This is a genomic window from Alicyclobacillus tolerans (assembly GCF_900142255.1).
Lineage (GTDB): Bacteria > Bacillota > Bacilli > Alicyclobacillales > Alicyclobacillaceae > Alicyclobacillus_I > Alicyclobacillus_I tolerans.
Genome location: NZ_FRAF01000004.1, coordinates 1 through 15,125, shown reverse-complemented (window position 1 = coordinate 15,125; position 15,125 = coordinate 1). Strand labels below are relative to the sequence as shown.

Sequence of the window (15,125 nt, the reverse complement as noted above, 5' to 3'; positions counted from 1 at the left end):
TTTGTAACACTCACCCGGCATTCTCCTCTGCTCCATGCTTGTCTAAAAGTTATGTAACATTTTTCTCCATCAATGCAAGCACTTCTTTGGCAAAAGTCTCCACATCACGAAACTGGCGATATACACTGGCGAAACGGACATACGCCACTCCATCAATCGACCGCAATTCTTCCATCACTCGCTCACCAATGGCAGATGAAGGTACTTCCCGTTCGTATTCAGCCCGCAAACTCTGTTCAATGTGCGTGACAACTTCATCAAGCTTATCGGCAGAGATAGGGCGTTTCTCACAAGCACGTTGCAACCCGCGATAGAGCTTGTCCCGATCAAATTCTTCACGCATTTTATCTTTCTTGACAACCACTAGAGGCCGTAATTCCACGCGTTCCCAGGTTGTGAAACGTTTACTGCATTCCACATTGACACACTCTCGTCTTCTGCGGGTTGCTGAATCTTCTTCGCTCGATCTCGATTCGATAACACGGGAATTTTCGCTACCACAAAACGGACAGCGCACAGCTTTCCACTCCTTACATCTCAGTAAAAACCAGCGGGGAGTCACTCAAATGGACACTATATATAGTGCGATGATGGAAACACCGACGATTATAAACCCTAAATATAGCGTGCGCAAGAATTGACAAATTTCAACTTTTGAGATCCAATATTTCTGCAGAAATTTCCGCCACCGAAGAAAATGTCTGCAAATTCCCTGAAAGATGGCCATAAATTCTCTGCCAGTCCTGCATTTCTCTTGCATTTAAATGCACGCCGCTCTCTACCCAAAAAGTGCGGATGCCAGTGGTAAGACCAGCCGCAATATCTGTCCAGAGATTATCGCCAACAATCAATGTTTCTTCAAGAGAAACGGCATAGCGTTGACTTGCATAGTGAATCATATAAGCGTTTGGTTTACCCACTGTTACTGCTTCCACACCACTCGCAATAGATACAAACGCTCCAAGCGCTCCATTCCCTGGTTGAAAGCTGCCGCCTTCGAGCGGAATACGAATATCTCCATTGGTCAGCAACAAACGTCCCGTAAGCGCAGCAATACGACTCAGACGTCCCAAAGACTGATAAGTTGCGTCCATATCCAATCCAATCACAGCGGCAGTAAACGATTCCCAATGAAACTGTTCCCATTTTTCATGGCCAGCATAAAATGGGATAAATCCTGCTTCAAGAAGCGCCTGGCGCAACCCGTTTTTTCCTATATACGCCACATGGCTACCTTTCTCCAACCGCCACTCTGCACTTAAAAAAGCTGCCGCCGCTTCTGCGGCGGTGCAAACTTCATCCGAATTCGCAAAGATACCTAAAGAACGCAGGTGATTGGCTGTTTCCTCCGGAGTACGAGTGGCGTTATTCGTAAAAAACACTGGCTTTATCTTTAATTGACGCAACCGTTCTACAAACTCTGGAGCTCCAGATATGACTTGTTTTCCGCGAAAAAGGGTCCCATCAAGATCTAACAAAGCTAACGAAATTCCTAAACCAGCTTTTTTCTCTTTTTTTGGATGCATGTTTTCTCCCTCCACGCATCCATCATGGACGAGACTTCCTAGCCGCGCAAGTCACTCTTCTATCAACATCCGATTCATTCACAATTGACAACTTATCGCATAGATGCCATGTTTTTGCCTTTTGCCCAGACATCCGGAGGCGTGAACTGCCGTAAGGCAACCGCCGTTTCCCTAAGCCAATGCACTCGTTGGCGTTGCCACTCCTGAAGCAATGTTTGCCATTCAGAATATTGTTTTCCTTCCGATACTTGAGGCAAAAAAGTCGATATGGCTCGATCCGCTCCACGCGCAACATAAATAGCCATCACCGTCATTTGCAGCAACAACGGTGTATAATGAACCGGATCGGTCGTAGCGTAATGCAATCGAGTCAATGAGCCAGCTGCAAGATCTCGATAGTAACTGGACGCTGCTAGTGATGTGTAAATATTGGATTGATTTGACATCTTTTCTCCAACTGGTGTTTGCAGCATCTCTTCAAAAATGGAGCAGAATACTTGATGTGCGTAAATGCTGTGTTTAATATTCTGCAGCGCTGGAGCGTAGGTGGATTCAACTGCATAATCCATGGCGCATTCCTCCAAATTTTTTCAGGCCCATGCTAGGCACAATTCATTTATATGTCACGGCTCATACACAGGTGACAGAAGGAATTGGTCAGCGTGTATGCGAAATCTAGACAGACGAGAGGCCATGATGATCAATGTAAGATTGCAAAATGCAAATGGGGTGCACGATTGCAAAATTTACTACCTTGGCAACAAATCAGCCAACATGTATGGCAAATAGACGTGCCAACAAACACATTGCCGCCTGAATCAAGCACAAATCTTTATCTCATTGCTGACGCAGGTTACGGTTTATTGGTCGATCCAGGTTCTAACCGTCCAGAAGTTGGGCAAACCATACAAGCAATCGCCGACCAATTGCGTATTGAGCTATGGATCGGAGTGATGGCGACACACTACCATCACGACCATACGGACGGACTTGGACTGTTGTCGAAAAGGTTAAATTGTCCAGCGTATCTCCACAAACTAGAAATTGACAAATATTGCGCAGAACATTCGGGGGAAATGAGACCGCTAGAACTCCCTGACAAGTTTCAATGGGCATCCATCGAAGTGAGCATTCAACATTCGCCAGGTCATACACACGGGCATGTTTATGTACAGATAAATCCAGATAACGTAATTTGCGTTGGAGATCATCTCAGTGCCACAGGCACAGTTTGGGTTGGCCCTCCCGACGGTCACATGGACGATTTTTATGAATCACTGGAATGGCTTATCCAAGCAGAAGGGAGACTGGCTCTACCAGGACATGGACACCCCATCTCCCATCCACAACTGGCTGCTCAAACAATGTTGGATCGGCGATTGCAGCGAGAACAGGACATTTTAAAACTGTTGGTGTCAGGAGAAAAAAGTTTGGACGATTTGCAAATGGCTCTCTATCCAAACTTGCCTACCGCGGCCAAAATTTTTGCCAAACGCACCCTACTCGCGCACCTTGTTCGTCTTGAATCGACAGGAGAAGTAAAGCGCTCATTTTGTCCTAAAAATAAATCCACTCTATTTTTTAGAACAGGAAACTACTAGGAGGATTTCTTGTGTCATCAGTACAGTCCATCGGATCGAACAAATGGAAAACTGTCCTAAACACCCGCCGCATAGGCTGGTTCATTTTGATTGTCGCCCTTTTATTCCGAGTTGGCAAAGCTTACGCCACAAAATCCATTCCTATCTACGGCGACATGGTTCACTACAACCATTCGGCATTATTTTTGCTGCTACACCATGTATACACCTATTGGGGGAGCGGACCTGCTGCACAAATCACCCCAGGTTATCCACTTTTTTTAGCTGCTATGTACGCTGTAGGTCGTCTCTTCAGTCCCAATGTTCATGTATGGATTCATATGGCTTTAATGGGTCAGGCTGTTTTGTCAGCCTGGAGCGTTTATTTACTATATCGACTGTCTCTCCGTTTGACTCCTGCTTGGGGAGCGGCACTCGCTGCTCTGCTTTTTCTGACTTACCCAACAGCCATATGGAGTCCGCTGACTTTACTTACTGAAACACTTTATGTTTTTACGCTGTTGCTTTTTGTGACCGCCTTTTTTCGTGCACTCGAAAAAACATTACTCAGACGTTTTTTTCTTGCTGGACTCTTGCTCGGCTTATGCACCCTTGTACGACCGACTGTATTTCCACTCATCATCGCTCCAGTTTTACTGTTCTTACAATCCGCGTACAGACGGCAGATGGGTCGAAGCTTGCGCAACTGGGCTATTTATGTCATCGGATTTATCTTGCCAATGTTTCCCTGGTGGATTCGCAATGAAGTTGTCTTTCACAAACTTATTTTGACAGATGAAGATGCAGGAAATCCTCTGCTGTATGGAACCACAAGGCGCTTTTTGAACGATCCGGCGCTTGGACGCGGCCTATCGCCAAAACAACAAGAACACCTTGCTCTTGTACGTATAGGTCAACAGTTTGCTCATCATCCATGGCAATCATTACAATGGTATACGGTGGACAAACTACAACTGCTCTTTTCTACGCCATGGTACCTTGGTCAGCCATCCCATACGTTCACAGGCCACTTATTGAACTTCTGGTTACACGCTCACTTAGTTTGGGTTATTCTTGGAAGTATAGGTCTAATATTGGGATTACAAAAATTAATGGGACGTTGGCTTACAGCATTGGTTTTCTATTTTGTTCTTGTCCAACTGCCATTTATTCCAATTAATCGATATGTATATCCTGTCATGCCATTTTTCTTTATTGGCGTAGCCTATTTCTTGTACTTTGCCTATACTCGTGGTCAGAGACAACTTTTAACCAACCAACAAAATAGGAAAGACCCGCAGGATGAAGACAAAACATGGGGGCTCAATACGTAATGAAAGTAGCTGTACTTATTCCCTGCTATAATGAAGAATTGACCATCGATAAGGTCGTTCGAGATTGGCGCAAGGCGCTGCCTGAAGCAACCGTTTACGTGTACGACAACAATTCCCGCGACAATACTGCGCTTATTGCTAAAAAAGCAGGAGCAATTGTACGCCGAGAGACGCGTCAAGGAAAAGGCAATGTCATTCGTTCCATGTTTCGAGATGTCGATGCTGATATTTATGTCATGATTGATGGAGATGATACCTACCCGGCCAGTGCCGCACGAACTTTGATGCAACCTATTCTGGAAAATGAAGCGGATATGGTCATTGGAGATCGACTATCGAACGGATCTTACAGTGCTGAAAACAAACGCCCTTTACACGATTTTGGAAATCGTATGGTACGTTCCCTGATTAATCGTCTATTTGATTCCAATCTACGGGATATTATGACTGGGTATCGTATCTTTAACAGACGATTTGCCAAAACCATGCCCATTAAAAGTGAAGGGTTTGAAATTGAAACAGAGATGACGTTGCACGCTTTGGACAAAAATTTTCGCATTGTTGAAATTCCGATTGATTATCGTGATCGGCCAGAAGGCAGCGTTTCCAAATTGAATACATTTCGCGACGGGATACGCGTATTAAAAACAGTTTTTCGCATTTTCAAAGACTATCGACCACTTGCTTTTTTTACTGCTGTGGCCCTCATCTTCTTTGTTTTAGGTTTAATAGTGGGTATCCCAGTCATCAGCGAATTTATCAGCACACATCAAATTGCCAAAATCCCATCTGCTATTTTGGCAGTCGGTCTGATGATATTAGCAACTAATTCCTTAACTTGCGGCTTTATTCTGGATACCATAGTCAGTCAACATCGCGATGAATACGAGTTGATGCTTAACCAACACGCTTGGCAACATCCTTTATTTGAAGAGAAAGAGAGGATACATTGGTGAATTATTTATTGATTCTCTGCAATATCATCTTGCTGGTTGGAGGCCAAACGCTATGGAAAATTGGCATCGGAAAGCAACATCTTGACAGTTTAAAAGCAGTCATTTTGGTCATGTTTTCCCCTTGGGTGATTGCGGGTCTCGTCTTATATGTGATTGCTACAGTGATTTGGATTTATTTATTATCCAAAATGTCTCTCTCCCTCCTGTATCCTATGCAGAGCTTGGCATATGTAGCAGCAATTCTAGTTTCTATCTTTATTTTTAAAGAACACGTATCTGCTTGGCGTTGGGCAGGAGTAGCGGTCATTTTAGCTGGTGTGTCACTTGTTGTAAAGTAAGAGAAATCACAATCCATGATTTCTCTTACTTTACAAATCCATCTATCCAGCTTATCCAAATCAAATATGAACTTCTCCTGTGAAAACCTCTACTGCCTCTCCAGTCATCAAAACTCGTCCATTCCGAATCTCAATACGCAAATCTCCACCAAGCAAATGAACGGTAACTTGCTCAGCCAAAAGTCCTGCAGCTACTCCTGCAGCCACACTTGCACAGGCCCCAGTACCGCAAGCAAAAGTAATTCCAGAACCTCGTTCCCAAACACGAAAATCTAGTTCATACGGTGTTTTTGGCGTGACAAACTCAACATTGGTCCGATGAATAAAACTCGGATGATGTTCAATTTTTGGGCCAATCTCCTCAACAGGATACTCTTTGGCATTCTCGACAAATTGAACAAAGTGTGGGTTACCAACGGACACCAAGTAACCTGAATAAATGTCACCATTAACCTCTATACTTGCGCGTCCTGCACGATCTGCTTCACCACGAAACCCGACTGCTTCTGGACCAAATTGGACAGTCCCCATATCCACTGTTACGCTGGGAACGTAACCCTTTGCGTCCGGATATACTGTTGCGTCAACTATGCCTGCTTTGGTCTCAATCTGAAAATTCGTTTGTCCGTGCACATAACCGTGCTCATAAGCGTATTTGGCGACACAACGAAGACCATTACCACAGTTTTCTGCTTCAGAGCCATCTGCATTAAAAATGCGCATACGTATATCAGCACGCTGAGAAGGGCCAATTAAAATCATTCCATCAGAACCAATCCCTTTACGAACATCACTTAATTGAACAGCCAAATCAGAAAGTTGATAGTTGGTCAGTTTTTCCTCAAACTCAGATATATAAATGTAATTGTTGCCGAGTGCATGCATTTTAGTAACTTTCATCGATTCTCTCCCCCATGAATCATTCAGCAATACTTTACACGATATCAACCGCATCATAACCTCATTATTGACTCCAATTCAAACCGATGCAAGAGGAAATGCACTTGCATAGAACAATCGCAATGTGCTATAATTTTCACGTTGTCTTTTCGTAATTACATGCGGCCATGGCGGAATTGGCAGACGCGCTAGATTCAGGTTCTAGTGGGGGCAACCCCGTGGAGGTTCAAGTCCTCTTGGCCGCACCAATTAAACCCTAAGGCTTTTGAGATAAGTACTCAAAACCTTAGGGTTTTTAGATGTAAGAAGTTGGCTATTGGATATAAATGCAAATGAAAAATGATATGTTAACAACATGACAAATCATAAAGATTTTTTAATATTCCACTTTCGTACACTGCCTGAAGCAAAAATCCCCCCCAGTCTTCATGTTCAGTCAGCATTTCAATGGAACAGACTACAAAATCAAACTAACCGCAAACAAAATTTATGATAAAAGTTTTAGAAAACTAAAAATCGAGCAAACTGATTTCCATGACATCTCAAAAGGAGTTGAATAATCTTGACGATGAATGAAAATTCCAATGAAGAATATCGTTTTGCCAATATTCCCACAAATCTGCTTGAGAAAATTCGTCAACTTGAAACTGAACTTGCTGCTGAATTAGACGAATCGATTGTCCTTTTAGCATACGAGAAAAAACATAGAAGTCGTTTGCAAGCATGATCCATTTCTCTATTCAGGTCATCACCTGAATAATGGGTTAGAAATCCAGTCGCTTGCAAACTACTACTTTTCTTTCTATGATTGAATAGATCACAGTTTGTAAGCTTGGAGTGGGTACAACATGAGAGAGTATTTATTAGAATTTTGGACGGATAGAAGGGTTATGTTTCTTTCACTTGTTTTTATCGCATCAATTATTCTCACTTTCTCCCTTCACCACTCACTGAAGCTATGGATCGCCTTCCTTTCTGGTGCTGTTGCTTGGTATTTTATTGAATATATCGTACATCGTTTTATTTTACACGGTATTCTCTCTAAAATTATGCCTAGAGCCTATGAGGGGCACGTCCGGCACCATACGCATCCTGAAGAGATGAAAACTCTGCTCACCCCTAATCAATATAATATTCCAGGCTACCTAGGCATTTTTTTACTATGCATATGGATTTCGCATTCCTTAGATATCAGCTTTGCCTTTTTAACGACACTGTCTATCTGTCAACTTTATTATGAATGGTCTCACTTTGTTTCCCATCGACCCATCGTGCCACTTACACCTTGGGGAAAATGGATGAAAAAATTTCATCTTCTTCATCATTTTCAAAACGAACATTACTGGTTTGGTGTTACCAACTCTACTTTGGATGCACTGGTAGGAACCAGTCCCGATCCGAAAATAGTAGAGCGTGTTTCATCTGCAGATAAAAATCGCTATCGATATAGAGACAAGAAAAAAAACGTCCCTATTGAAAATCAAGATGGTTACACCGCCCAGTCCAGTGAAGCGCCATCCAATTTATAATGGAAATCGTCACATTAACTAGAAGGGCTACTCAGCTAGCCCCTTCTTTAGTTTAATTTCAGAAAAAATTGCTGTAGGCCTCATCAGTATGATTTCATCGAATTCGCCCCCAGCATCAATTCATGACTACGGTACTGAGCCTCATCGATAACAATGAGAATCATAAGCGATACATTCTTTCTACAGTTTCCTAATCATACGACAGCCACAAACCCCTGCCTTTAGATAGGTCAGGGGCTGTGGAATCTAGTAGCTATTTTTCTATTTCAAAATATACCTTATCTAAATGTCAATTTCCTGATCCTGAACCGTAGGTTGTAGCTGTGGTAGTTCCATCACTGTTGTGAATTTCCATTATCAACTCTTTTGTATAATGAATTTCAGATTTCTGTAAACGTAAAATAGATTCATCGAGTACAGGTAAGGCATTATGATAGGGATGTTTGGACCAGTTGTCGAGCGACTCATTTTTATTCAATTTTGCGATTTTTGCATCGATGGAAGTCAATCTTTTTTGATCTTTATCATGATCGCGAATCGCCTTGGCAAGTAGTCCTTTCTGGTGTGGATGGTGCTCATATTCTATGACTAACTTCCATGCGTCTTCATTTAATTTCAATACATTCAGACGTTTTTTTTCTAAACGTTTTAACTCTGCATTTTTCTGGGTTGTGGATAATGTCATTTTGGGAAGATTGCCTTTTTGTTGGACAAGATTTTGTTCAGACGCATAAAGTGCTGAAATTTGTGCACTGATATCTTGAATTGTAGCAAGAAGTTGCGCAGGATTTCCTGACGGGACATTCTCTGTGTTCACTTGGCTAAGTAATTGGGTTTCTATATTTTGATTTTCTTGGTATTTTTGTGCAAACGATGCATTCGATGTATCTGCAAACACCATTGAACTTGCCATTGACATGGTCACGAGTAAAGTGCCCAAACTGAGCATAAACTTAGTTCTTTTTTTCATTTTGATTCCTCCTATACAGGTGTAAGATAGAAAACATGTAAAATTCATTTCTTGTATCAAAAGATAGACAATCCATATGTCAACTGTATGTCAATCAGCTCACTCCAAAATTATTTTTCTATTACTCGCAAACATAAAGCGGAAAACGCAAAGTAAATATAGTACCAACACCAACCGTCGATTGAACCTCAATAGTTCCTTGCATTTTTTCGACTAAATATTTAACAATCGTCAAACCTAAACCAGTTCTCGCAACTGAAGAAGTTCGTGAAACAGACCCAGTAAAAAATCGCTCCCAAATGTGATCAAGCATCTCTTCAGGAATACCTTCCCCCGAATCTGAAATGCAAACTTGCAATTTTTCGTTTTCTATAGAATTGATGATTTCAATTTTTCCTTGTGAAGTGTGACGTATGGCATTATCCAATAAATTAAAGAGGATTTGTGTTAGCCGTTCAGGATCCCCCCAAATTTCAATATCCTCAGGAGTTTCAACCATGCGAAACTCAAGATTTTTTTGTTCAATACGCGCACGGATTCGATGAATAACATCCTCAACAAGAGGTGTCCAGGAAACTGCATGACAATTTAAAGTTAAATGACCTGTCTCAATTGCAGACAAATCTAACATACTATTTAAAATATTATTGAGTCGATTTAATTCTTTATAAATAATTTCAAGATATTTTCTTTGATCAGTAGCTGGAATAACACCTTCTAATATGCCTTGAACAAATCCGCGAACTGAGGTTAGCGGAGTTCTAATTTCATGCGAAACATTGGCGATGAGATCTTTACGCATTTCTTCTAATTTTGATAGTTTTACTGCCATTTGATTAAAAGTTATGGCTAGCTGCCCTACTTCATCATTTCCTTGCACGGGAACTCTTTGATTAAAATTTCCCTGACCAATAAATTGAACAGCTTGTGTAATTTTCAATAGCGGATGGGAAAATTTTCTTGAAAAATAATACAGAATACCTATCGTTATTATTAAAATAGGTATAGCAATGAGAACAATAATTTGGGTCACTTGATTGGCTTGAAGACTTTGAATGGGCGTATGCAGGAATAAGGCTCCTATAATAACTCCTTGTTCTCGAATAGGCAGCCCTATGGTGAACATGGACTCTCGATTCACTTTACTAAAAGGACCTACAATCTGTATGATTTGTCCATTGACTACTTTTTTAACCGCAGATGTGTTGTAAATATCACGATTCCGAATCAGTTGGCGAGATAATTGCTGAATTTTTCTTAAATCATTGCCTTGATTCAAAAGAAGCAAATTAATGGTTACATCATCTCGTTGTTTCAATCTGGCCAATTGTTTTTTGAATCGTAAATTTGATTGTGGTATCTGATTGGCCCTTTCAATTTCAGGCAGAAGAATCTCAGCATCACGATGAAGTACAACAAAACGTTGTTCGACAAGGTAATGACGAATCTCCATATTGATAACAAAAGATAACAATGTAAAAGCAAGGAAAATAACACTCATGTATACAACAAGAATTCTACGAAACATAGAAGTCAGCATGACTTGTCCCCCACCTCAAATTTGTAACCAATACCACGTACTGTAGAAATTTGATAATGAGGATTGCTAGGAATTTTTTTGCGAAGACGTTTTACAAGTACATCAACTGCACGATCTTCACCTAAAAAATCGATACCCCAAACTAAATCGATTAATTGTTGCCTGGTTAATACTTGATTGGGATGTTGAGTCAAAATAGATATAAGTTGATACTCTCGTGGACTGAGTTCTAGTTTTTTATCTTTGATATAAACTTCATGTGCTTGGTTATCGATCTTAAAATCATGGTAACGTACTGTGCTTAACTGTGTTTGCATTTGTGACAAATAAGAGCGACGAAGTAAAGAAACCACTCTAGCCGTCAGTTCATTGGGATCAAAAGGCTTAACAATATAATCATCTGCCCCCAACTTGAAACCTTCTAATTTGTCAGACATTTCCCCTCTTGCCGTGACCATTAAAACAGGGACAGGATGATTCTTCTGTATGATTTGGCATAATTCCCAACCATCCATTTCCGGCATCATCAAATCCAATACCACAATGTGGATATTCTCTGTTTGTAATTTCGAAAGTGCTGAATTTCCATTATGAGCTGTACTGACTTGAAATCCTTGATTCTGCAAGTACATCCGGATTAGATCGATAATATTCGGATCATCATCAACAACCAATACTCTAAAATCATTTGCGCAAAAGGTTTTCATCCACATATCCCTCAATTATTGACAGCGTAAAAAATTTAATTTTTTATTCTGCATCACAGAGACTTGCTCCTCTTTTGAATTAGATATCTACTTTGATAAGCATTAGAAAGATAAACAAAAAAACGCCGCAAGTTTTCGAAGTGTCCACTTCGGCGTTGAGAAATTTTCTATAATTTATTTTAGATACGAATCTGATGTCTTCATGCTTGTTTTTGTGTTGAAACAGTAGAATTGCTCATTTGTCCAGAACGATGAGGACGTAACAGAACCAAGCCACATATAAATGCGATGGCATAGAATAAAATAAAGAATTGAAAACCTTTATCCGTTGAATTTACCAGGGCGCTTTTGATATTTGTACTTAAAACGCCTGCCGTGCCAAGAAACGCTTGCGACGCAACAGAGGGTGGCACACTGACCTCTGCAACAACTAACGCCAATGTCAGTGACAATGACATCCCAACATTTCGAAACGTATAAAACATACCTGAAGCAGCACCGGTCTGTTCCCGAGGCGCAGATGAAAGCACGGCCTTTGTAAGCGCCGGCCACCCTAGACCATTAGCAGTAGACATCAAAAGTTGTGGAAGAATGATTGCCATTACACTCAATTGCGGGCCTAGACTGCCTAGGAAATACACTCCAAGCCCCAAAAAGAACACCCCTACAAGCACCAACCGTGCCGGCCCAAAACGATCAGCCGCTGCCCCACCTAATGGTCCCATCACAAGCTGAGGTGCGGATAACGGAATCAACAACAAACCTGCTGACAAGGGACTTAAACGCAACGCACCCTGCAAATACAACGTTAACAGAAACGTTGTTGCAAAGTAACCAATCGAGTAACTGAATGTAACGCCAAGTCCTGCTGAGTAATGACGATGTTTGACTAGCGAGAGATTAAATAGAGGCGCTTTCACACGTAATTCTATCCAAACAAACGATATGAAAAGTACCAGCGTCAAAACAAATAACCCAAGAGTGCGCAGCGATAACCAACCCCAGGACTGTCCTTCGGAAAGTGACACAAGCAATCCTACAAGCCCTAGACCAAACGTGATCATACCAAGCCAATCTGATTTGACCTGTTGCTTAGGTGACACATCCGCACGAAGTACGATCATAGCGGCAATCATGCCTATGATGGCAAATGGAATGGTTACAAAAAAAATAGAGCGCCAGCCAAAAGCGTTTATCAGCGCGCCACCTGCAACAGGTCCTACGATAGAGCCTATTACCCAAGAAGTGGAATTAATCCCCAACGCCTTACCAAGTTCATTAGCAGGAAACGCTTTAACAATGATGGGTGTGGCAGTGGCTAGAGCTAATGCAGCTCCTGTTCCCTGAATAAAACGATATACAATGAGTGCACTTCCAGAATTCGCAATACCACATAAAAACGTGGCCACTGTGAAAATTGCAAGACTAGCTATAAATATTTTTTTAGTACCTATGAGGTCCGACCATCTACCTGCAGGAAGAAGAAAAACCGTACTGGTGATAATGTACGACGTAATCGTCCAAAGTCCAGTTACAACTGAAATATGGAGACCAGACATAAGCCGGGGCAAACCAATAACGACAATTGTGGCATCCACATTCGTTATAAACGAAACTAAAGTAACAGCTGCAAGTATAGACCACTTCAATCTTATATCTGATTGCGCCACAAAACACCATCCTTTCAAATGGAAAGACATTTACTTATAGTAACTTGAGCGGTCTAGGTTTGACAATAGATGATTTGTACATGACTATGGCCTTGAAAATGTCATTTAAAATTCTTACATGATTGAATAAAACGCCAAAATATTTTTGATTTTCAACACAATCCAACAAACCGGAACATATGTTTGCATCCAAAGAATATTATGCTATGCTTAGGATTAGAATGTACGCATGAATGGAGTTTTGTAGCGATGGATATTAGCAAACGTCAGAAAGAAATACTTGATTTTATAGAAAAATGTATAGAAGAAAATGGATATCCGCCATCCGTTCGAGAAATCGGAGAGGCAGTAGGACTCGCTTCTAGTTCAACCGTCCACGGTCATTTAGAACGGTTAAGCCAAAAAGGATATCTACGAAGAGATCCAACTAAACCTCGTGCAATCGAATTATTAAAGAAGCATACTCAAATCGCGAAAAAAACTTCAGCAAATTGGGAATCGTCTTCTGCAATTTACTATGCTCCCATTATTGGAAAAGTAACCGCTGGTAAACCCATCACAGCTGTAGAGCATATAGAGGGTTATTTCCCTTTGCCAGATACGTATCATTCTCCTGAACAAATTTTTTTACTTAAGGTTCAAGGTGACAGCATGATTGAAGCTGGTATTATGGATGGAGACTTACTTTTTATTCGCCAACAGTCAACTGCTCAAAACGGTGATATTGTCGTAGCAATTACGGATGATGAAGAAGCAACTGTAAAAAGATTTTTTAGAGAAATGAACAGAATTCGACTTCAACCAGAAAACTCTTCGCTACAACCCCTTTATTTCAATCATGTAAATATTTTAGGAAAAGTAATTGGGTTATATCGTTCTCTTTCATGACTTTATATTTTATGAACAATAAAATATAAACTACGATTTACTTCTACATCATATAGAAAAGCCACTTATTCGATTAAAAATCAAGATAACTTTTTTGATATTCGACTGTTTGAGTTATATGATTTTTCAGAAAGAATACTGAAGCAAGTTTAGAACTTTATATAAAGTATTTTCATAACTCATAAACATGAATGAATAAAAGTCTGAAAACCGTTTAAAATCACATCATAGAATGGGCAGCAAATTTATAAAACTAGGACAGCATGCTGCCCATATCCTACATACAAAAGTTAGCCCAATAAGCCAGATGTCTGACTCAGCGCACTTCCCAGCTGATTGACTGGATTGGAGCTACTTCCTGAGGAACTTAGACTACTACTCAACTGGTTTGCTCCCTGACTTAATGCGCTTCCCAGCTGATTGACTGGATTGGAGCTACTTCCTGAGGAACTTAGACTACTACTCAACTGGTTTGCTCCCTGACTTAATGCGCTTCCCAGCTGATTGACTGGATTGGAGCTACTTCCTGCTGAAGTTCTACTACTACTCAACTGGTTTGCTCCTTGACTTAATGCACTTCCCAGCTGGTTCCCAAGTTGTTGAGACCCTTGGCCTAAAGCATTTGTCAAAGAGCTTGTTAGATTAGAAAGTGTACTTTGTACACTGGAAAGTGGATTAGCGACTCCAGGTATTGATTTCATATTCCATACTAGAACATTCCCGGTTGTATCACCATGTATCCATAAGTCCAGAAAAACCTTGTTTTATCAGGGTTTTCTGGACTTTTTATGTTCAGAGGTTTTGCTCAGTTTGGAACAAATTCGTTACTTTTTCGTTACTCATTCGTTACCGTGATCTCGTTCATACACTTCATAGTTGTGCAGCTGTTCCTTCATCTCTGTGATCCACGATGCGTCCAGCCGACTCCCTTTTCTCGACTCATCACCTAACCCAAAGTACGTCTGCACCGTCCACGGCGGCAAATAGACGTCTTCTGCATCGATACGGATATACTGATCACTTGCGCTTCCATTGGATTTCGGTGAAAAATCACCACAGGTTTGCCCATACTCAGCATCCGCGCCCGTCCATTGCCGTTGTGCCTGACAAATCGTTCTTCCCTGTTCTTCCACAAGAAAACGGCACGCCCCACAATCTCCGCAAGTTCGTTTACGTATGTCAGCATT

The 15,125-nt window shown here is 41.1% G+C and carries 16 protein-coding genes, 1 tRNA gene and 1 pseudogene; 8 read left to right on the top strand and 10 right to left on the bottom strand.

Going from position 1 to position 15,125, the window contains the following annotated elements; genetic code table 11:
* Window positions 1-49: 49 nt before the first annotated feature.
* The 3 genes from nrdR to BUA75_RS02960 all read right to left on the bottom strand — a co-directional run bounded on the left by nrdR (window position 50) and on the right by BUA75_RS02960 (window position 2,095).
* Entirely contained in the window at window positions 50-517 is a 468-nt protein-coding gene (gene nrdR / locus BUA75_RS02970) for a transcriptional regulator NrdR (protein WP_072873106.1), read from the bottom strand.
* A gap of 130 nt (window positions 518-647) precedes the next feature.
* Window positions 648-1,526: an HAD-IIA family hydrolase gene (locus BUA75_RS02965; RefSeq protein ID WP_072873105.1), complete on the bottom strand. Its 879-nt coding sequence runs from the start codon at window positions 1,524-1,526 to the stop codon at window positions 648-650.
* A gap of 92 nt (window positions 1,527-1,618) precedes the next feature.
* On the bottom strand, window positions 1,619-2,095 hold the full coding sequence (locus BUA75_RS02960; protein ID WP_072873104.1) for a hypothetical protein: 477 nt from the start codon (window positions 2,093-2,095) through the stop codon (window positions 1,619-1,621).
* Window positions 2,096-2,263: 168 nt separating this feature from the next.
* Here BUA75_RS02960 and BUA75_RS02955 point away from each other — a divergent pair, with 168 nt between their 5' ends.
* Genes BUA75_RS02955 through BUA75_RS02940 form a run of 4 tightly spaced genes read left to right on the top strand, consistent with a single transcriptional unit; the run spans window position 2,264 to window position 5,734 of the window.
* Window positions 2,264-3,127, top strand: a complete 864-nt coding sequence (locus BUA75_RS02955) for an MBL fold metallo-hydrolase (RefSeq protein WP_165611930.1) — start codon at window positions 2,264-2,266, stop codon at window positions 3,125-3,127.
* Between the two features lie 11 nt (window positions 3,128-3,138).
* Entirely contained in the window at window positions 3,139-4,440 is a 1,302-nt protein-coding gene (locus BUA75_RS02950) for a glycosyltransferase family 39 protein (RefSeq protein WP_072873102.1), read from the top strand.
* Window positions 4,440-5,396, top strand: coding sequence for a glycosyltransferase family 2 protein (locus BUA75_RS02945; RefSeq protein WP_072873101.1), 957 nt, complete (start codon window positions 4,440-4,442; stop codon window positions 5,394-5,396). The genes BUA75_RS02950 and BUA75_RS02945 overlap by 1 nt, the downstream gene beginning before the upstream one ends.
* Window positions 5,393-5,734 carry an EamA family transporter gene (locus tag BUA75_RS02940; protein WP_072873100.1) on the top strand — a complete coding sequence of 114 codons (342 nt, stop codon included), beginning with the start codon at window positions 5,393-5,395 and terminating at the stop codon, window positions 5,732-5,734. Before BUA75_RS02945 ends, BUA75_RS02940 begins: the two co-directional genes overlap by 4 nt.
* Window positions 5,735-5,794: 60 nt before the next feature.
* Here the strand turns inward: BUA75_RS02940 and dapF are convergent, their stop codons facing one another.
* On the bottom strand, window positions 5,795-6,634 hold the full coding sequence (dapF, locus tag BUA75_RS02935; protein WP_072873099.1) for a diaminopimelate epimerase: 840 nt from the start codon (window positions 6,632-6,634) through the stop codon (window positions 5,795-5,797).
* 161 nt (window positions 6,635-6,795) lie between these two features.
* Between dapF and BUA75_RS02930 the strand changes: the two genes are divergently transcribed.
* The 3 genes from BUA75_RS02930 (at window position 6,796) to BUA75_RS02925 (ending at window position 8,163) form a co-directional block, all read left to right on the top strand.
* Window positions 6,796-6,882 (top strand) — tRNA-Leu (locus BUA75_RS02930).
* Window positions 6,883-7,196: 314 nt separating this feature from the next.
* The gene (locus tag BUA75_RS15820) at window positions 7,197-7,361 is read left to right on the top strand and encodes a hypothetical protein (protein ID WP_165611929.1); all 165 of its coding nucleotides are present in this window, start codon (window positions 7,197-7,199) and stop codon (window positions 7,359-7,361) included.
* Window positions 7,362-7,482: 121 nt separating this feature from the next.
* The gene (locus BUA75_RS02925) at window positions 7,483-8,163 is read left to right on the top strand and encodes a sterol desaturase family protein (RefSeq protein ID WP_072873098.1); all 681 of its coding nucleotides are present in this window, start codon (window positions 7,483-7,485) and stop codon (window positions 8,161-8,163) included.
* Window positions 8,164-8,452: 289 nt separating this feature from the next.
* Here BUA75_RS02925 and BUA75_RS02920 read toward each other — a convergent pair whose 3' ends face one another.
* From BUA75_RS02920 to BUA75_RS02905, 4 genes are all read right to left on the bottom strand, one after another.
* On the bottom strand, window positions 8,453-9,133 hold the full coding sequence (locus BUA75_RS02920) for a hypothetical protein (RefSeq protein ID WP_072873097.1): 681 nt from the start codon (window positions 9,131-9,133) through the stop codon (window positions 8,453-8,455).
* Between the two features lie 121 nt (window positions 9,134-9,254).
* Window positions 9,255-10,673: a sensor histidine kinase gene (locus BUA75_RS02915; RefSeq protein ID WP_072873096.1), complete on the bottom strand. Its 1,419-nt coding sequence runs from the start codon at window positions 10,671-10,673 to the stop codon at window positions 9,255-9,257.
* Window positions 10,667-11,380, bottom strand: a complete 714-nt coding sequence (locus tag BUA75_RS02910) for a response regulator transcription factor (RefSeq protein WP_072873095.1) — start codon at window positions 11,378-11,380, stop codon at window positions 10,667-10,669. The genes BUA75_RS02915 and BUA75_RS02910 overlap by 7 nt, the downstream gene beginning before the upstream one ends.
* A gap of 200 nt (window positions 11,381-11,580) precedes the next feature.
* The gene (locus tag BUA75_RS02905; RefSeq protein WP_242650235.1) at window positions 11,581-13,029 is read right to left on the bottom strand and encodes a DHA2 family efflux MFS transporter permease subunit; all 1,449 of its coding nucleotides are present in this window, start codon (window positions 13,027-13,029) and stop codon (window positions 11,581-11,583) included.
* Window positions 13,030-13,299: 270 nt separating this feature from the next.
* Here BUA75_RS02905 and lexA point away from each other — a divergent pair, with 270 nt between their 5' ends.
* A complete protein-coding gene (gene lexA / locus BUA75_RS02900; RefSeq protein WP_072873093.1) occupies window positions 13,300-13,938 on the top strand; it encodes a transcriptional repressor LexA in 639 nt (212 codons plus the stop codon).
* Window positions 13,939-14,228: 290 nt separating this feature from the next.
* On the opposite strand, the gene BUA75_RS16060 is transcribed toward lexA, so the two are convergent.
* The gene (locus BUA75_RS16060) at window positions 14,229-14,639 is read right to left on the bottom strand and encodes a hypothetical protein (RefSeq protein ID WP_129583498.1); all 411 of its coding nucleotides are present in this window, start codon (window positions 14,637-14,639) and stop codon (window positions 14,229-14,231) included.
* Window positions 14,640-14,777: 138 nt separating this feature from the next.
* Window positions 14,778-15,125, bottom strand: a pseudogene (locus BUA75_RS02895) (hypothetical protein); the annotation flags it as partial.